Origin of the sequence: Pseudomonas sp. TNT2022 ID642 (assembly GCF_028656995.1) — a bacterium.
Lineage (GTDB): Bacteria > Pseudomonadota > Gammaproteobacteria > Pseudomonadales > Pseudomonadaceae > Aquipseudomonas.
Genome location: NZ_JAMDGW010000040.1, coordinates 32,838 through 51,061, shown reverse-complemented (window position 1 = coordinate 51,061; position 18,224 = coordinate 32,838). Strand labels below are relative to the sequence as shown.

Below are 18,224 nucleotides of genomic sequence, written 5' to 3'. Positions count from 1 at the left end.
CGTAGCGGTATTCGGTGACGAGTGTCTGCGCGCGACCACGGCGTTCGCGGATCAGGTTGCCGAAGGCGTCGTAGTCGTAATGACGATCGCCCTGCATCAGCAGGCGGTTGCCTTTTACCTGGGTGGGGCCGGGGCGGTCCTGCATCAGCAGGTTGCCGGCCGGGTCGTGGGCGAAGCTTTCCGGCAGTTCGTCGCGTGAGTGACGTACGCGGATCAGCCGGTCGAGGGCGTCGTAGCCGTAGGTGCGTTGGCCGTGGCGGCTGTCGGCGATGTGCGCGAGATTGCCGTTGGCGCTGTAGGCATAATCGCGGCGGTACAGCGCATCACGCTGATGGCCTACGGCGTGGGCGAGTAATCGGCCCTGATCGTCGTAGGTATATTCGCTGAGCAGCAGGCCTTGCTGACGTTGTTGTTCGCGCCCGGACTGGTAGACGTGACGGGTCAGCGGCGCGCCGTTGAGGTCGATGCCGCTCAGCGCGCCACCCTTGGCGTGGTGGTAGTCGAGCAGGCTGTTGTCCGGCAGCCGTATGCGCTTGAGCTGGCCGCAGGCGTCGTAGCGGTAACGCAGAGTGCCCCAGCCCTGATGCTCGGTGATCAAGCGGTTCTGGCGGTCGTACTCGAAGGCCAAAGGATGTTGCTGGCCGTCGTCGACACCAGTCAGACGGCCGAGGCGGTCGTATTGGTAGGAAACCTTGATCCCGTCGGGCAGGGTTTTGAGCAGAAGACGCCCGGCAGCATCGCGCTCATAAGCAGTGAGCAAACAAGAGCCGTCATCACCGAACTCGGTCTTCTCCAGCAGATGCCCGTTGAGGTCATAGACGTACGCGGTGCGGCGGCCGTCAAAACTGACCTCCTGGCGAATCAGCCCGGTCGGCGTGTAGTCCAGCCGATACTTTTCTCCGGACTCGTTTTCGATCTCGGTGAGCAGCAGTTGCGCATGGTCGTAGCGGTACTGCACTCGCGTGCCATCAGGGTTGATCCGCCGCGAGACCAGGTGCAGGTCATCATCGTATTCGTAGCGGGTGATGCGCCCCAGCTCATCGCGCTCGGCGGTGACCTGACCGTAGGCGCCGTAGCTGTAGGCGCGGGTGCTGCCGGTAGGAAACGTCGTCTGAATCAGTCGGCCAACGGCGTCCCAGTGCTGACGGGTGACTGCACCGTGTTCGTCCGCAGTCGTGGTCCGCCGCCCCAGTGCATCGTAGGAAAAGCGCCGTACGCCACCGTCGGGCAAGGTTTCTTCGGTCAACTGGCCGAGGCTGTTCCAGACCAAGCGATGCCGACTGCTGTCCGGATAACGGATCGACAGCAACTGTCCACGGGTGTCGTAGTAGTAATGGGTGACCTGACCGTCGGGATCGACTGCCTCGGTGACGTCACCCTCGGCATTGCGCCGGTAGATCCACACCGCGTCACCGCGAGAGCGTTTATGCAGGAAACCGTTGCGATACTCGTAGGACGTTGGCGCGTCAGCCGGCGGAATCAGCGCGATCAGCCGTCCGACCTCGTCGTAGCGGTATTCGGTGACGGCACCCAAGGCATCCTGCTCGGCAATCAAGCGACCCGATGAGTCATAGGCCTTGAGCTGTTCGCCGCCATCCGCCGAGACTTTACGCACCAGCCGCGCACGCTCGTCGTGGACGTAGGTTTCTTCGGTGCCATCGACGTAATGCACCGCGACACTGCCGTCGTCGTTCCAGACGTAACGCGTGTCCATCTGCGAAAACGACGCCCAGTGGCGCACGCAACGCGCCGATTTCCCCGAACGCTCCCACTCCCAGAAGAAACTCGCGCCACCGGCCAGTTGCCGCTGCAGGATCACGTGAGCGTCGTCGTAGTCGTAGCGCTCGCTGTCGCCGACGGCGTTAGTCGCTTCGATCAGGTGCCGATAAGCGTCGTAGCGGTAACTGACCAGCGCCTGTTCGGTACTCCAGGCACCGTCGCGAAACACCTGATAATCAACACCCAGCAACTGCGCCCGGTCATAGCGCAACAACAGCGAACGCCCGGCGCCGTTGTCCAGGCGCTGCACCCGGTCAGACCGATCGAGCTGCACCGTCAGACGATTGCCATAGGCATCGCTGATCGCTGTCAGCCGTCCCGCGCGAAAGTGATAAAAGCGCGCCGCGTCCCCGGCCAGCGCGAGGATCAGTTCTTCCGGTTCATCGCCAAGGAAAATCGCCGCCCGCGACAGGCTGTTGTGAATCGCCGGTCGTTCAACGCTCGGCACTGGAAAGCGGGTACGACGGTTTTCGTGATCGACCCAAACCACCTCATCAGCGAAAAACTCCAGCCGATGCGCCAGCGAATGACTCCAGCCAAACCCGAGCCCGATATCGATTTCGGCGGCGCTGGAGCGATACAACCGCGCAAACTCAAACGGCAACACGCCATCGAGCACCGCATCGCTCAGGGTCAGCAGTTCTTCGCCGGTGACCATCGACACCGGACAGCCATTGGTGCAGGTGAAGGGCACGCAATCGGCGCTGTCGCCGTTGGGGTTTTTCGCCTGATCCGGCGAGTCGTCGTGATGCTCGTCTTTCTTCAACAAGCTGTTGCGCTGCGCATTCCAGCGCAATTGCATCCGGCCCTTTTTCACCCCGGAGGCGATGCCGCGGGCGGCAACGCTTTTGTATTGATCGACGTATTTGATGAACCCTTCGACGATGCCGAACATCGCCTTCACCAAACGTTTCACCGCCGACAGCAATTGCACGGCGCGATCCGCCAGACGCAGCGTCAGATAAGCGATGCCTGCGCCACCACTGACGAACGTCAAGACGACGCTGATCAGCACATCGATGAGCAACTGCACCATCATCATCGACGCTGCTTCAGCAGTTTTGCCGGCGACTTCACTGGGCGGCAGCATCTCCAGCCAAAGGCTGGCAGTGCGTAGCAACAAGCACAGTGCAGCTTCGTCACTGACCAGCAGTTGCAGGTTCTGCATGACCTCGGGCGCGGTTTTCGCCAGCTCGATCAGATCCGCCGCGCCACTGCCCAAGCGCACAGCAAACTGGCCGGGGTCCTGGAGAATGTCCGAGAGCAGGCCGATGCTGTCCCACACCCCCTCGATCGCCGCCCAACTCCCGGCCAGCATGCCGTTGCCTGCCGCCGTCGCCACCGACTGCGACCACTGCGGTTTGAAACCCTTCCATTCACTGCGCAGCCAGCCATCCAGCTCAGCGGTCAGGCCGTCATAAGCTTTGAAAAGGTCCTCGAGCTGACCCGGAGTGACATCGCTGTGCACCTGCACCCGGTAGAACTTGCCAGGTATTCCTTTGAATGAGCCCTTGCCTTGCGCATCAAGGGTGATGGGGGTGGTTGCGCCACCGTCCATGGCGATCACATCGACCACGATGTTGCCGAGCGGAATGTCGTACACCGACTCGAATTTGCTTTCGATCAGCATCGGGCCGCTCTCCGGGCACTGGACGACGCCGGAGAAAAACTCGTTGTCGGTGCTGCTGACGACAGTGCTATCGGAGCCGAAGCGAATGACCCGCTCCATGCCCATCAGCGACGGCAGATCTGCGGCGTGGCTGACTTCGTCCGCCGCTCGACTGGCCCAATGCTTGAGCTGCTCGCGGTAAAGGCTGAGGGTGGCGGGAAAGCTGTCGAGTGCTTGCTCGATGCGGGTGACGGCTTCCATCAGCGCACGCGGATGTGCGAAGTGGACTGAATAAGCAGATCAAACATGAGCGTTCCCTCGCGCAAAAATTAGGCGCGGGAACTGTGCGGGGGATCAATCAGGAAAGAAGTCAGGCAAGTAGGCGATGACTGTAGGACTTGTCTGTAATAAATCGCTCATAGATAAACAGGCGCGCAAAAACGCAAACGCGGCGTGAGGAAAACCTCACGCCGCGTTTATTTGAGCAGACACAAATGGATTTACAGTGTTGAGTCGCGAGCACTCAGCTCTTTCAATTTGAGTTCAGCCAACGGGTGCTCAGCCTTGGCAGCCATGCGCCACCAACGGGCGGCTTCGACAGGATCCGGCGGCTTGCTCGGTGTCCCGGCCAAGCTGATCACGCCGACCTGGTAAGCCGCTTTGCCATCACCCGCAAGTGCCGCCAGCCGCAACAGGCGCACACCTTCTTCACGCGCACCCAGGCCGACACCACGAAAGGTCAGGATGTGCCCATAGAAGCTTTGCGCCCCGACATCGCCAAGGTTGGCCATGCGCGCAAACTGACCTTCGAGCCAGCGCCAGCCGCGCGGTTGACGGACAAACCATGACCAGTGAAACAGCCTGCGAGCCAGCCAGTAACTTGCCCGCGCCTTGAGTCGTAAAAACACTCAGGCCTCCGCCGATTCCGGGTACTCGTATTCAAAAACACGGACGACTTCCGAAGCATGCCAAGAGGCCGCAGCAACACCATCGGACGGCCCGGAAAAACGCCCCAGACGTTCAACGCACTCAAAAAAACCGGTGCGTGGCAGGCGACTGGCGCCCTGACTGATCACCAGCGAGCTGCGCAAGGGTTGTTCGGCCTTGGCATCCAGCGCGGCCAGATGTTCAAGCGCGGCAGTCAAGGTTTGCATGGCCGGTGTCGGCAATTGCAAACGCTCGAGCAAGGCGCGATAAGTCAGTAGATGGCGCTGGCGGCGCGCCTGATCCAGTTCCCCGAGCAATCCATCCCAATGTTGACGACTGATGCGTACGCTCACGATTCATCCCTCCACCCTGGCACCGTCAATTCCCAGGCCAGGCTGCGGCGAATCGCGGCGTCGGGCTGACGCTCGCCACTTTCGATCATGGCCAGATATGACGGGCTGATGCCTACCGTGCGGGCCAACGCCTCAATGGCGATGCCCTTCCCTTCGCGCAAACTGCGTAGTTGATCCAGACCTGGAAGAATCGTGTCTGGTGAGGCCGCGAGCGGCGTGGCTGCCGGACGCGACGGTGTTTCGTTGATGCCTGCTGCTTTTAGTAGAGCCTGATACTGAGCCCACGGCAGAACCGCGTATTCGGGTTCGCCATCGCGTGCAATTATCTGAATATCCATGACTACCCCGTAGGACAACAACACTTAGCGAGTCGGCACTTTTCCCTAGAAGTGTAATCCTAACAGCGGCCAAGGTCGCGGGGGGTATCTATCTGTGGCGGGTGTTGAGGAATCAGGTTTTTTTCGGCCCCTGAAGTTGCAGTTGTTCGGGGGTATCCGGCAGGCGTTCGACGACTGCCAGTTTTTCCGGCTGCTGGCGGTTGCGCCACAGGCGAAACGCATTGAGTTCATCGTCGAGGGTTTTCATCAGCCAGGCGAGGACGGCGATGTCGTCGAGCATGCCGAATACGGGAATGAAATCCGGAATCGCATCGACCGGACTGAGGAAGTACATCAACCCCGCAACGACCGAAATCAACGCTTTGCCACTGATTGCCCGATACTCGCCGCGCCAATAGGCCAGGCACAATGCCTGGAGTAAACGTAAATCGTCCTTGAGTTTACCGAGGCGATTGCCTTGTGCGGCGCCCTTACTGGCGACCGCAAACAGCAAGGTCGGCAAGCGGCCACGTGCCAGCAGGCGGCCGGCCAGAGGCAGGAATCGAGCGAAATTCCACGGAGCTTTCATCTATTCCTCCCGTTGAAATGTTATCCACACAAATTGTGGATAACCTTGTGAACAGAGCTGCATTTCAGCGCTGAAAGCCCCGTTTCATAAGGGCTGCGCTCAGATCGGGCGTTTTTTACTCACATAAAAAACCCCAATATTTCATTGACTTGGCTGCTCAGGGCGGCTAGCGCGGGCAGCCTCAATGGCTATGACTCTTGCGACCGCCATCGGTTCGCTCTGTTTACCCTTGCCAGACTCCAGATGCAACAACGCCCCGCATAAGCGAGGCGTTGTTGTTGAAACCGTAACTGCTTACTTGGCAGCAGCGGCGTCTTCTTTGGCTGGATCCTTGATGGCCAGCAGTTCCAGGTCGAAGACCAGAACCGAGTTGGCCGGGATTGCCGGGCTTGGCGACTGAGCGCCGTAAGCCAGATCGCTAGGGATGTACAGTTTGTACTTCTCGCCAACGTGCATCAGTTGCAGACCTTCAACCCAACCCGGGATCACGCCGCTAACCGGCAGATCGATCGGGCTGCCGCGCTCGACGGAGCTGTCGAATACGGTGCCGTTGGTCAGCTTGCCGGTGTAGTGAACAGTCACTACGTCGGTCGGCTTAGGCTGTGGGCCGTCGGCTTTCTTGACCACTTCGTACTGCAGACCCGAAGCGGTTGTTGTGACACCGGCCTTCTTGCCGTTTTCTTCGAGGAACTTCTTGCCGGCGGCTGCCGACTCTTCGCTCATCTTGGCCATACGCTCTTCAGCACGCTTTTGCAGCGCGGCGAAAGCTTCGACCAGTTCTTCATCTTTCAGCTTCTGTTCTTTCTTGCCGACGGCATCTTCGATGCCCTGGGCTACCGCTTTGGAGTCCAGATCATCCATGCCTTCCTGAGCCAGGCTCTTGCCCATGTTCAGGCCGATACCGTAGGAAGCTTTTTGCGCCGGGGTTTTCAGCTCTACGCTGGTCTGCGAATCACAACCCGCGAGTACCAGGCTAACCAGGGCTACCGCCGCCGCCAACCGATGCTGTTTCATGCTATTTCCTTGTTCATGCGCCGAAAGGGCAATCGAGTAAAGCCGCGAGCTTATCAGGCCGCCACGACCAATGGCTACCGGCATGAGAGCAGGAATCTTCCGATAAGTTCAGGGATTAAAACGCAGGGGGGCAAAGCGACGATGAAGCTTCTGTCATCTTGTCCCGACAATGACTGGCGTCTCTGCTTGCATCTTCTGGCGTAATGGCCACTTGCCGCATCGGGTCCGGCTCAGGCATAACAGCAGAACAATTCGACAAGGATGTTTAACTTGCGCCTTTTATTCCGTGTGCTGACCCTGATCATCGCGCTGCCGGGACTGGTTCTCGCCGTGGTGCTGTATTACGTCGCCAACCCGAAACTACCCTTCTACACCCCCGCCGAGCAGGTGCACTACCTCGATCAGTGGAGCGAAGAAGAGCGGCAAACCTACTATTTCACGCCGCAAGGCACGCAGGTCAAAGGCCTGCGCTATAAGTGGTTTCAGGCGTTGGAACTGCCCTTCTCGGCGCAACGTTTCGCCTCCCCCGAGTACCTGGCGCGTTTTGGTTTTCTGATCGATCCGCAGCAGAAAGCCACGGCGAACAACCCCGGCAACCTCCCCGTCGGTTTTGCCCGCCATCAGGATCCCGGCAGCTCCGAGCAATATCTGGACATCACTTGCGCCGCTTGCCACACCGGCGAATTGCGCTTCAAAGGCCAAGCCGTGCGGATTGACGGCGGTACCGCGCAACATGTGCTGCCTTCCAGTGTTCCTACTTTGCGCGGCGGCAGTTTCGGACAGGCTTTGGTGGCAAGTCTTACCTCGACTTACTACAACCCATGGAAATTCGAACGTTTCGCCAGAACCGTGCTGGGCGACGAATACGACGCGCGCCACGAGCAATTGCGCAGAGACTTCAAAACCTCACTGAATACGTTCCTCAAGGTCGCCTGGAACGATACCCATCGCGGCCTCTATCCGACCGAAGAAGGTCCCGGCCGCGCCGATGCCTTCGGACGCATTGCCAATGCGACGTTTGGCGATGCGATTTCCCCCGCCAACTACCGCGTGGCCAATGCTCCGGTGGATTACCCGCAGCTCTGGGACATGTGGACGTTCGATTGGGTGCAGTGGAACGGCTCGGCGCAGCAACCAATGGCGCGCAATATCGGTGAAGCGTTAGGCGTCGGCGCCACCCTGAATTTTTTCGATGGCAACGGCCAGCCGCTGCAAGGCGACGCTCGCTATGCCTCGAGCGTGCGCGTGCGTGATCTGCACAAGATCGAAGAAACCCTGCAAAAGCTCAAGCCGCCCGCTTGGCCAGAGGCTCTGTTGGGTGCCATCGACAAGCCCCTGGCAGCCAAAGGACGCTCGCTGTTTGCCGAGAATTGCGCCGGTTGCCACGTTCCGCGACAGACTCAGGAAGGTGAGCGCCGGGTGCAGCATTTGCACATGCTGCCGGTCAATGTCATCGGCACCGACCCGACCGCCGCCAACAATATCGCCAGCCATCGTTTCGATTTGACCGCCCTGCAGTGGGATCTGAAAGAACTCGAAAAAATGGACGTCAAACTGCATCCCACGCCCAAGGAGCCACTGGATCTGAGCCAGTTGTCAGTGGCCAAAGGCCTGGCTTACGTCACCGCCTTCGTCGAGGATCGCGCCTACCGCGAAGCCAACGTCACGCCACAGGAGAAACCACAACTGGACGGTTTCGGCCTGCCGATCGGTGTGCGTGAAAAAGTCGCCTACAAGGCCCGCCCGCTGGCCGGTGTCTGGGCCACCGCGCCGTTTCTGCACAACGGTTCGGTGCCGAGCATCTATCAGTTGCTGTCGCCGCAGGATGAACGCGTCACGACCTTTTTCAAGGGCAGCTTCGAATACGATCCGCGACATCTGGGTTATCGAAGCGAGGCCTTTACCAATGGTTTCCTGTTCGACACGCGCATCACTGGCAACCACAACAGCGGCCATGAATTCCGCGCTGGCGAACGCGGCAACGGCGTGATTGGCCGGCTGCTGCAGCCCGAAGAACGCTGGGCGTTGCTTGAGTACCTGAAAGTCCTCGGCGGCCCACTGGAGGCACAACTGCCATGATTTCGACCTTCAAGAAAGAGTTGCCGCTGTTGGCCAGAATCTGGTTATGGCTTGGACGCCTGCTTGGCAAAGCCCTACTGATAATGGTCACCATCGGCCTGCTCGGCTGGGCCGTTGCCACGGCATGGTTTGCCTGGCAACACCGCGGTCCGGTTTCAGCGCTGGAGCAGATTCCGCCCGGTGAAGCCGCGATGACTCAGGATGTGATCCAGACCGCCGTGCGCATCGTCGATCAGCACCGCGAAGGCACACGCTATTTGCGTGATGCACATGCCAAGGCTCATGGCTGCGTCAAGGCTCAGGTGCAAGTTCTGCCGGAATTGGCGCAGTCACTGCGGCAAGGCGTGTTCAGTGAGCCCGGCAAAACCTGGCAGGCGATGATTCGTCTGTCCAATGGCAATGCCTACCCACAATTCGACAGTATTCGCGACGCCAGGGGCATGGCGATCAAACTGCTGGACGTTTCGGGACAACAGTTGCTCGGCAACCGCCAGGCACAGCCTGAACAGGATTTCGTGATGTTCAGCCACCCGAACTTTTTTGTCAGCGATGTCGCCGAGTACCGTCAGAATGTGGCGGCGCAGGCCGATGGCAAGAAGGTCATGGCGTTTTTCCCCGGATGGGATCCGCGTACCTGGCAGATCCGCCATTTGTTTATTGCGCTGGCAACATTGTCGCCGCCGCCGGATAGCCCGACGGCGACCACATACTTTTCGGTTTCGCCCTACAAATTCGGTGAGGCGAATGCAAAGTTTCGTGTAGCACCCGATCCGGAAAACTGCCCCGCTTACACATTGCCTAAACAGAATCACGACCTGCCGAACTTCCTGCGCAGCGCGTTGAATCAACAGCTGTCGACCGATCGCGTACCCGCCTGCTTCGTGCTGCAGATTCAGCGTCAGGATGCCCATAAATACATGCCGATCGAGGACACCAGCATCGAATGGCGTGAGCAGGATTCACCCTTCGAAACCGTCGCGCGGATCACCTTGCCACCGCAGGATTTCGATAACCCGGCATTGAATCTGCAATGCGACAACCTGTCGTTCAATCCTTGGTTTGGCATTGAAGCGCATCGACCAATCGGTGGGATCAATCGGTTGCGCAAAGCGGTTTACGAGGCGGTGAGTGATTATCGTCACCAGCGTAATGACAAATGATCACTGCGCCGGCTCGGCAATCACCCTACTACCTCGACAGACGGCCTGATCCGGCCGACATCGGGCCATGTCTTGCTCGGCAAGAGCACGCTCAGGTTTCCGGCCGCCGCTACTTTGTCGACAAACATCTGTGTGGTGATTTCACCCGAGACCAACTTCCGCTCAAAGTCCGCCGTCAATTCAATAATCAACGATCTGACAGGAATATCGGGTTGCGAAAAGCTCAAGACCGCCTCATCAGGTGTGATCATGAACAAGTGGTGCTGAGGAGCCGCAACCAATCGATCCAGTCCGACTTTCATATCGGCTGGGGAAAAAAAGTTCTTGAAGAGATCGGTGTCCGCTGCGGGCAGATGGTTTGGAAGCGATGGCTTGCTCGAATGGTAGAAACCATAGACCCGGAAGCCCTCGGGAAGCTGGACGTTGCCATGCTGATCCTTGGGGAAGACCACAGACAAGTCAAAGTTAACGTACTCGCCGGACTCGGCAGCGGTGGCAATAAACTCATCCCGGTGGTTATGTTTGAGAATAACGCCCACAGTTTGCCCTTCGGATGAATTGGGCTGCCTGATACGCCAATAAGACGCAACGCCTGCCACGTCATTGAAAACGGGGCTGAAAATCGGCATCAATTCGACCGAGGATTGTTTTGTCTGGTTTGCCGGATCATTGTCCCGTATCCAACTCGCTTTCAGTGCGCCTCGGTGAGACCACTTCGCCTTTTCTACAACGCCTGCGACAACAATGTTGAGTTCACCGGCCCCGATAGCCAATAAAATCCAGATGTTGGTCTGAAAAGCCCCTCTTTCGTACAAACTCTGAAACAACTGGGAGCGTCCAGACGTTTTCGCAATTTGTTTGGACAGCTCAAGCTCAAAGTCTGATGAGGTTGAAGCGTATGAAATAAGACCGTCGTTACCTATGGAGAGATAGCACCTGGAATAATGGCGATCTGTGTTCGTGACTTTCCACAGATCGGAAATTGAAAAAAAACGATTACGGTAAACAAAATCATCTCCGCTTTCTGGCGCGCCCTGCTCTGCAAATGGATGCAGATGAAAACTGGCGGCGACGGTATACCCGGTAGGGACGGACAGTTGGTTCCTTACACACTTGGATACAAAGAGCGAACCGTTGGGTGGGACACTGTCGCTATTCACTTCCGATGCGTCTGATTTTAAGAACTCGGCACAAAAGTACCGTCCTTGGCTATTTTTCAGGATAAACCAGAGAACTTCTGTGTTTTCCTTGAATTTCATGCCATGTAGAAAGGCTGCAGCGTCATCACACTCAAGAAACGACGGTTTACGGGCCAGAAACGTCAGGTCCACCGAATTTTCGGCAGGTTTTGCTGGAAGGGAATCACTCATGAACTCAGTCTCTCGGTAGGCAATGAACCAATTCATGACGCGAAATGAGTCATGAACAACGTTGCCCATTGTCCGAAAGCGGCTTGGCTGGCAGGCACTACATAGATATATGCAGCGAAAAATACTCAAACGCCAGACAGCAAAAAGCCCGCACAAGGCGGGCTTTCCGTGGAATCTGGCGTTCAGTGTTCCAGATTCCGAATATGGCGCAGCGGACGGGACTCGAACCCGCGACCCCCGGCGTGACAGGCCGGTATTCTAACCGACTGAACTACCGCTGCGCGAAACGCTTGAAACGAATGGTGGGTGATGACGGGATCGAACCGCCGACATTCTGCTTGTAAGGCAGACGCTCTCCCAGCTGAGCTAATCACCCTTCGCTTCGTTACGGGACGCATTATGCCACAAGTTTTCGTAAAGTGTTGATTTAATTGAAGTTTTTTTCAAATAAATCCGAAAACCGGTGAAACGACACATCCCGCGGGTACAACCTCGGAGCAGAAAAAAACCCGCCTTGGCGGGTTTTTCCGTGGTGACCTGGCGTTCAGTGGTCCAGGTTACCGAATATGGCGCAGCGGACGGGACTCGAACCCGCGACCCCCGGCGTGACAGGCCGGTATTCTAACCGACTGAACTACCGCTGCGCTAAACACTTGAAACGAATGGTGGGTGATGACGGGATCGAACCGCCGACATTCTGCTTGTAAGGCAGACGCTCTCCCAGCTGAGCTAATCACCCTTCGCTTCGGTGTGGCGCGCATTCTACGGAGCGACCCAACCTCTGGCAAGCACTTTTTTAAATAATTTTCTCAGGCCTTCCAAAGGCTTAGAGAAGGGTTGGCCTATGAGACGGCGAAGACAATAATGCCCCCCTTTGTATAAAGGAGAGACTCACCCCATGTGGTTCAAAAACCTGCTTATCTATCGCCTGACCCAAGACCTGCCTGTCGATGCCGAGGCGCTGGAAACTGCACTGGCCACCAAACTGGCGCGTCCATGTGCAAGCCAGGAGTTGACCACCTACGGTTTCGTCGCGCCGTTCGGCAAAGGCGAAGATGCTCCATTGGTGCACGTCAGCGGTGACTTCCTGCTGATTTCCGCGCGTAAAGAAGAACGTATTCTGCCGGGCAGCGTCGTGCGTGACGCGGTCAAGGAAAAGGTCGAAGAGATCGAAGCCGAGCAGATGCGCAAGGTCTATAAGAAGGAACGCGACCAGATAAAGGATGAAATCATCCAGGCGTTCCTGCCGCGCGCCTTCATTCGTCGCTCGTCGACCTTCGCCGCCATCGCGCCGAAACAGGGCCTGATTCTGGTCAACTCGGCCAGCCCGAAACGTGCTGAAGACCTGCTGTCGACCCTGCGTGAAGTGATCGGCACCCTGCCCGTCCGTCCGCTGACCGTAAAAATGTCGCCTACCGCGACCATGACCGAATGGGTCACCACGCAAAAAGCCGCCGACGACTTCTATGTACTGGACGAGTGCGAACTGCGCGACACCCACGAAGATGGCGGTATCGTCCGTTGCAAGCGTCAAGACCTGACCAGCGAAGAAATCCAGCTGCACCTGAGCACCGGCAAAGTGGTCACTCAGCTGTCGCTGGCCTGGCAGGACAAACTGTCGTTCATGCTCGACGACAAGATGACCGTTAAACGCCTGAAGTTCGAAGATCTGTTGCAGGATCAGGCGGAACAGGACGGCGGCGACGAGGCACTGGGCCAACTGGATGCCAGCTTCACCCTGATGATGCTGACCTTCGGCGATTTCCTGCCGGCGCTGGTGGAAGCGTTGGGTGGGGAAGAGACTCCGCAGGGGATCTGATCGGTTTTTTGTGTGAACGCTTAAAAGATCGCAGCCTTCGGCAGCTCCTACAAAGGACGTGTTTTTCTGTAGGAGCTGCCGGAGGCTGCGATCTTTTTGCTGGCGACGTATGCTTAGCTTCCTAACGCTTTCACATAATAAGGATCAAGCCATGCGCGCACTGGCTGCACTCAGCCGCTTTGTCGGCAATACCTTCGCTTACTGGGTTCTGATTTTCGCCGTCGTGGCATTACTGCAACCGGCGTGGTTCCTCGGCCTGAAAAGCGCGATCGTACCGCTGCTCGGGCTTGTCATGTTCGGCATGGGCCTGACCCTCAAACTCGACGACTTTGCTGCCGTTGCCCGCCACCCGTGGCGTGTGGCGCTGGGCGTGGTTGCACATTTCGTGATCATGCCCGGTGTGGCATGGTTGCTTTGCCAGGTGTTTCATCTGCCGCCGGAAATCGCCGTCGGGGTGATTCTGGTCGGCTGCTGCCCAAGCGGCACGTCGTCCAACGTGATGACCTGGCTGGCTCGCGGCGATCTGGCGTTGTCGGTGGCTATCGCTGCCGTCACCACCCTCCTCGCCCCGCTGCTGACGCCGGCGCTGATCTGGCTACTGGCTTCGGCGTGGCTACCGGTGTCGTTCATGGAGTTGTTCTGGTCAATCCTGCAAGTGGTGTTGCTGCCGATCATTCTCGGTGTGGTTGCCCAACGCTTGCTCGGCGACAAAGTGCGCCACGCAGTGGATGTGTTGCCGTTGGTGTCAGTGGTCAGCATCGTGATCATCGTCACCGCCGTGGTGGCCGCCAGCCAAGCGAAAATCGCCGAATCCGGCCTGCTGATCATGGCCGTAGTGATGTTGCACAACAGCTTCGGTTATCTGCTGGGCTACTTCACCGGACGCCTGTTCAAGCTGCCGCTGGCCCAACGCAAGTCGCTGGCACTGGAAGTGGGCATGCAGAATTCGGGATTAGGCGCCGCGTTGGCCAGTGCGCATTTTTCGCCATTGGCAGCGGTGCCGAGCGCGCTGTTCAGCGTCTGGCACAATATTTCCGGCGCCCTGCTGTCGACGTACTTCCGGCGCATGAGTGAAAAGGAAGATCGCGAGACACTGGCGCAGCAAGCGGCTGACTGACCTCGAAACTTGATCCCCGGGTTAATGCTGGTCAAACTAGCGCGCAACGCGGGGACGACCCTGCGGCTCGATCGAGTCATTAATCTGGGGACGACCCCGTCTATCGATGGAGGTCTTGCATGTCCTGGATCATTCTGTTTTTCGCCGGCCTGTTCGAAGTCGGCTGGGCCGTCGGCCTGAAATACACCGACGGTTTCACTCGCCCACTCCCCACCGTCCTGACCATTGCGGCCATGGCCATCAGCCTTGGCCTGCTTGGCCTCGCGATGAAGGAATTGCCGCTGGGCACGGCCTATGCGATCTGGACCGGTGTCGGCGCGGTGGGTACGGTGATTGCCGGAATTATTCTGTTCGGCGAGTCAATGGCGTTGATTCGGCTGGCCAGTGTGGCGTTGATCATTACCGGACTGATTGGCCTTAAGGTCAGCGCTTAAACCACTACCGCTTTCGCGAGCAGGCTCGCTCCCACATTCAATCGCGTTCCGTCAGAGGAATACGATCAACTGTGGGAGCGAGCCTGCTCGCGAAGAGCCCCTTAAAATCGCCGACTATCTAACAGCCCCGCGCAATTCCCCCACCAACCCCTGCAACTTCGCCGGCTCAGCCGCATCAATGCCCACCGGCGAACCCGCCACCAACGTCACCCGCGACCACAACCGCCGAAACACACCTTTATTCGGATCGCGACTGAAGAAACTTCCCCACAGTCCTTGCAATGCCAGCGGAATCACCGGCACCGGCGTCTCCTCGAGAATCCGTGTCAGCCCGCCCCGGAATTCGTTCATCTCACCATCCGCCGTCAGCTTGCCTTCCGGGAAGATGCACACCAGCTCGCCGTCCTTCAGATACTGGGCAATCCGGGTGAAGGCCTTTTCGTAGATCTGGATGTCTTCGTTACGCCCGGCAATCGGAATTGTCCCTGCGGTGCGGAAGATAAAGTTCAGCACCGGCAGGTTGTAGATCTTGTAGTACATGACAAAGCGAATCGGCCGACGCACCGCGCCGCCAATCAGCAAGGCATCGACAAACGACACGTGGTTGCACACCAGCAATGCCGCGCCTTCATCGGGAATCGCTTCAAGGTTGCGGTGCTCGACGCGGTACATGGAATGGCTGAGCAGCCAGATCATGAAGCGCATGCTGAACTCGGGGACGATCTTGAAGATGTAGGCGTTGACGCCGATGTTCAGCAGCGACACCACGAGGAACAACTGCGGGATCGACAGCTTGGCCACGCTCAGCAGCACGATCGAGACGATGGCTGATACCACCATAAACAACGCGTTGAGAATGTTGTTGGCGGCAATCACCCGCGCCCGCTCGTTCTCGGCCGTGCGTGACTGGATCAGTGCGTACAGCGGCACGATGTAGAAACCACCAAATATGCCGAGGCCAAGGATGTCGATCAACACCGCCCAGGTGTGCACGAAGCCCAGCACTTCAATCCAGCTGTGGCCAGTGACGCTGTCGGGAATTCCGCCGGAATGCCACCACAACAGCAAACCGAACACGGTCAGACCAAACGAGCCGAACGGCACCAGACCGATCTCGACTTTGCGCCCAGACAGCTTCTCGCAGAGCATCGAGCCGAGCGCGATACCCACCGAAAACACTGTCAGGATCAGGGTGACCACGGTCTCATCACCGTGCATCCACTCTTTGGCATAGGCCGGAATCTGCGTCAGGTAAATCGCCCCGACAAACCAGAACCACGAGTTGCCGACAATCGAACGCGATACCGCCGGCGTCTGGCCCAAACCGAGTTTCAACGTGGCCCACGACTGGCTGAAGATATTCCAGTTCAGACGCATCTCCGGGGAGGACGCCGCTGCGCGCGGGATGCTGCGGCTGGCCAGATAACCCAGCACGGCAATACCGACGATCGCGCAGGACACCAACGGCGCATAGTGCGAGGAAGACATGATGACCCCGGCGCCAATCGTCCCGGCGAGAATCGCCAGAAACGTGCCCATTTCCACCAGGCCGTTGCCGCCAACCAGTTCATCCTCACGCAGCGCCTGCGGCAGGATCGAATATTTCACCGGTCCAAACAGCGCCGAATGCGTGCCCATGGCGAACAGCGCCACCAGCATCAGCGACAGGTGATCGAAGAGGAAACCGACCGATCCTACGGCCATGATCGCGATTTCCGCGAGCTTGATCAGACGGATCAGCGCGTCCTTGGCGAATTTTTCCCCGAACTGCCCGGCCAGCGCCGAGAACAGGAAGAACGGCAGGATAAACAGCAACGCACACAGGTTGACCCAGATCGAACGGTCACCCTCGATGGTCAGCCGATAGAGAATGGCGAGGATCAGCGACTGCTTGAACACGTTGTCGTTGAACGCGCCGAGCGACTGCGTGATGAAGAATGGCAAGAAGCGCCGGGTGCGCAGCAGGTTGAACTGTGAGGGGTGACTCATCTTCCGTGTTTCCCTGATGTTTAAGGTAGAGAGGCCTGGGTACTGCTTATTGGAATCCCGAAGCGCGATCCAGGCCACACCTTACCTAAACTTTTCAGGTTATTTCTTCAAACCTGCGATGCACGGCGAGACAAACAGCTCGCCACGCCAAGCGCCCTGCACGGTGCGCTTGCCGACAATCAGCCACATCACCGCCAGCAAAATCACCAACAGCGTGCCGACGACGCTGAAAAACGTCAGGTTCAGAGTGCTCGCCAGTTTCAGGGTTGCCAGCGAATACACGCCCAACGGAAAGGTGAATCCCCACCAGCCGAGGTTGAACGGAATGCCGTCACGCAAGTAACGCACGGTGATCAGCAGTGCCATCAGCATCCACCACAGCCCGAAACCCCACAGGGTAATGCCGGCAATAAGTCCCAGACCCGAAGCGATCTCGCCGATGCCCGGCAGACCGTTCGCCGCGAAAATCGCTGGTGCATCACCGCCCAACAGCAACATGCCCAGCGCACCGGTGCCGATCGGGCCGAGGGCCAGCCAGCTCGAAGCGGCCATGTTCTCGTGGGGCAGTTTGTGCAGGGCCATGCGCAGCAGCAGGATCGTCAGAATGCTGAACGCTACCGGTAGGGAAAAGGCCCAGAGCACGTAGCTCGTCGTCAGTACCACCAGTTGCGAGTGGGCATCGGTGAGATGCGGTGCGAGCAAACCACCGCTGGCCGCTGCCACTTCTGCCGCCACCACCGGCAGCAGCCAAACGGCGGTCATCTGGTCGATGCTGTGTTCCTGACGGGTAAACATCATGTACGGAATCAACACGCCGCAAGCCAGTGACATGGCCACATCAATCCACCACAGCACTTCGGCAAGATGAATCACACCGTCGCCCCAGCGCGGCAGGCCGAACAGCAGAAAGCCGTTGATGATCGTGGCCAGCCCCATGGGAATGGTGCCGAAGAACATCGATACCGTGGAGTGGCCGAAAATCCGCCGCGCTTCATCAAAGAACAGGATCCAGCGCGCGGCGTAGGCAGCGGTAAACAGGCTGAACAACAGAATGTTGAACAACCACAAACCTTCAGCAATGGCGTGCAGGCCTGGAATGGCCAACGGCAGTTGCGCCAGCGCCAACGCCAGCACACCGGTGCCCATTGTGGCGGCGAACCAGTTCGGGGTGAACTGGCGGATCACTTCGCGCGGATGCTGAAGTTGACTGAGCGGCTTGATGCCGGGTTTGGCGCTGTTGGGGCAAATCATCATGAACTCCTGTCCTCTGGTGAGGTTGAGTCCATGGTAGAACCGAATCGAATATCTATATAACGGGTAATATCTCTAACTGTTATCTGTTTTACCAATAAGCGATTAAACGCTGCCTTCGCTCTCGATCACCAGAATCCGCGCCGCGCCTTGCGGATGGGCGACGTGCTCGGTGCCGACGCTCGCATAGAAGATGTCGCCGACATTCATCTGCACCTGTTTTTCTTCGCCCTGCTCGCGGTAATGCATCAGCACTTGGCCATCGAGCACCACAAATACTTCCGCGCCATCGTTGACGTGCCATTTGTACGGCTGATCCGTCCAGTGCAGGCGCGTGGTGATGCCGTTCATATTGGCGATGTCCAGCGCACCCCAGGCGCGCTCGGCGGTGAAGGTCTTGCTGCGAATAATCTTCAT

General features: G+C 58.3%; 15 protein-coding genes and 4 tRNA genes. 5 read left to right on the top strand and 14 right to left on the bottom strand.

Annotated features, from left to right (window positions below; genetic code table 11):
• The 6 genes from M5G26_RS28275 to M5G26_RS28250 all read right to left on the bottom strand — a co-directional run.
• Nucleotides 1–3,649: DUF6531 domain-containing protein (locus M5G26_RS28275; RefSeq protein ID WP_273917071.1), on the bottom strand; the 3,649-nt coding region annotated here is incomplete at its 3' end.
• Nucleotides 3,650–3,888: 239 nt separating this feature from the next.
• The gene (locus M5G26_RS28270) at nt 3,889–4,296 is read right to left on the bottom strand and encodes an SEL1-like repeat protein (RefSeq protein ID WP_175554949.1); all 408 of its coding nucleotides are present in this window, start codon (nt 4,294–4,296) and stop codon (nt 3,889–3,891) included.
• Entirely contained in the window at nt 4,297–4,668 is a 372-nt protein-coding gene (locus M5G26_RS28265) for a hypothetical protein (protein ID WP_003223109.1), read from the bottom strand.
• Nucleotides 4,665–5,006, bottom strand: a complete 342-nt coding sequence (locus M5G26_RS28260) for a helix-turn-helix domain-containing protein (RefSeq protein ID WP_134175112.1) — start codon at nt 5,004–5,006, stop codon at nt 4,665–4,667. Before M5G26_RS28260 ends, M5G26_RS28265 begins: the two co-directional genes overlap by 4 nt.
• A gap of 112 nt (nt 5,007–5,118) precedes the next feature.
• Nucleotides 5,119–5,574: a YkvA family protein gene (locus M5G26_RS28255; RefSeq protein WP_016987828.1), complete on the bottom strand. Its 456-nt coding sequence runs from the start codon at nt 5,572–5,574 to the stop codon at nt 5,119–5,121.
• A 294-nt stretch (nt 5,575–5,868) separates the two neighbouring features.
• A complete protein-coding gene (locus M5G26_RS28250) occupies nt 5,869–6,588 on the bottom strand; it encodes an FKBP-type peptidyl-prolyl cis-trans isomerase (RefSeq protein WP_103306955.1) in 720 nt (239 codons plus the stop codon).
• A 270-nt stretch (nt 6,589–6,858) separates the two neighbouring features.
• On the opposite strand from M5G26_RS28250, the gene M5G26_RS28245 reads away from it, so the two are divergent.
• Nucleotides 6,859–8,667 (top strand): di-heme-cytochrome C peroxidase, encoded by a 1,809-nt coding sequence (locus tag M5G26_RS28245; protein ID WP_273917070.1) that lies wholly within the window; start codon nt 6,859–6,861, stop codon nt 8,665–8,667.
• Nucleotides 8,664–9,827: a catalase family protein gene (locus M5G26_RS28240; RefSeq protein ID WP_134175116.1), complete on the top strand. Its 1,164-nt coding sequence runs from the start codon at nt 8,664–8,666 to the stop codon at nt 9,825–9,827. The genes M5G26_RS28245 and M5G26_RS28240 overlap by 4 nt, the downstream gene beginning before the upstream one ends.
• A 20-nt stretch (nt 9,828–9,847) precedes the next feature.
• On the opposite strand, the gene M5G26_RS28235 is transcribed toward M5G26_RS28240, so the two are convergent.
• The 5 genes from M5G26_RS28235 to M5G26_RS28215 all read right to left on the bottom strand — a co-directional run bounded on the left by M5G26_RS28235 (nt 9,848) and on the right by M5G26_RS28215 (nt 11,936).
• A complete protein-coding gene (locus M5G26_RS28235) occupies nt 9,848–11,197 on the bottom strand; it encodes a hypothetical protein (RefSeq protein ID WP_273917069.1) in 1,350 nt (449 codons plus the stop codon).
• Between the two features lie 204 nt (nt 11,198–11,401).
• Nucleotides 11,402–11,478, bottom strand: a tRNA-Asp gene (locus M5G26_RS28230).
• 19 nt (nt 11,479–11,497) lie between these two features.
• Nucleotides 11,498–11,573, bottom strand: a tRNA-Val gene (locus M5G26_RS28225).
• 191 nt (nt 11,574–11,764) lie between these two features.
• Nucleotides 11,765–11,841 (bottom strand) — tRNA-Asp (locus tag M5G26_RS28220).
• Between the two features lie 19 nt (nt 11,842–11,860).
• Nucleotides 11,861–11,936 (bottom strand) — tRNA-Val (locus M5G26_RS28215).
• 159 nt (nt 11,937–12,095) lie between these two features.
• Here M5G26_RS28215 and rdgC point away from each other — a divergent pair.
• From rdgC to sugE, 3 genes are all read left to right on the top strand, one after another.
• Nucleotides 12,096–13,016, top strand: coding sequence for a recombination-associated protein RdgC (gene rdgC, locus M5G26_RS28210; RefSeq protein WP_007919763.1), 921 nt, complete (start codon nt 12,096–12,098; stop codon nt 13,014–13,016).
• Nucleotides 13,017–13,167: 151 nt separating this feature from the next.
• Nucleotides 13,168–14,133: a bile acid:sodium symporter family protein gene (locus M5G26_RS28205; protein WP_273917068.1), complete on the top strand. Its 966-nt coding sequence runs from the start codon at nt 13,168–13,170 to the stop codon at nt 14,131–14,133.
• Between the two features lie 119 nt (nt 14,134–14,252).
• Nucleotides 14,253–14,567 (top strand): quaternary ammonium compound efflux SMR transporter SugE, encoded by a 315-nt coding sequence (gene sugE / locus M5G26_RS28200; protein ID WP_122597317.1) that lies wholly within the window; start codon nt 14,253–14,255, stop codon nt 14,565–14,567.
• Nucleotides 14,568–14,681: 114 nt separating this feature from the next.
• Here the strand turns inward: sugE and M5G26_RS28195 are convergent, their stop codons facing one another.
• The 3 genes from M5G26_RS28195 to M5G26_RS28185 all read right to left on the bottom strand — a co-directional run bounded on the left by M5G26_RS28195 (nt 14,682) and on the right by M5G26_RS28185 (nt 18,224).
• On the bottom strand, nt 14,682–16,556 hold the full coding sequence (locus M5G26_RS28195; protein ID WP_273917067.1) for an MFS transporter: 1,875 nt from the start codon (nt 16,554–16,556) through the stop codon (nt 14,682–14,684).
• Nucleotides 16,557–16,655: 99 nt separating this feature from the next.
• Nucleotides 16,656–17,807, bottom strand: coding sequence for a TDT family transporter (locus tag M5G26_RS28190; protein ID WP_273917066.1), 1,152 nt, complete (start codon nt 17,805–17,807; stop codon nt 16,656–16,658).
• A gap of 105 nt (nt 17,808–17,912) precedes the next feature.
• On the bottom strand, nt 17,913–18,224 hold the full coding sequence (locus M5G26_RS28185) for a cupin domain-containing protein (RefSeq protein WP_273917065.1): 312 nt from the start codon (nt 18,222–18,224) through the stop codon (nt 17,913–17,915).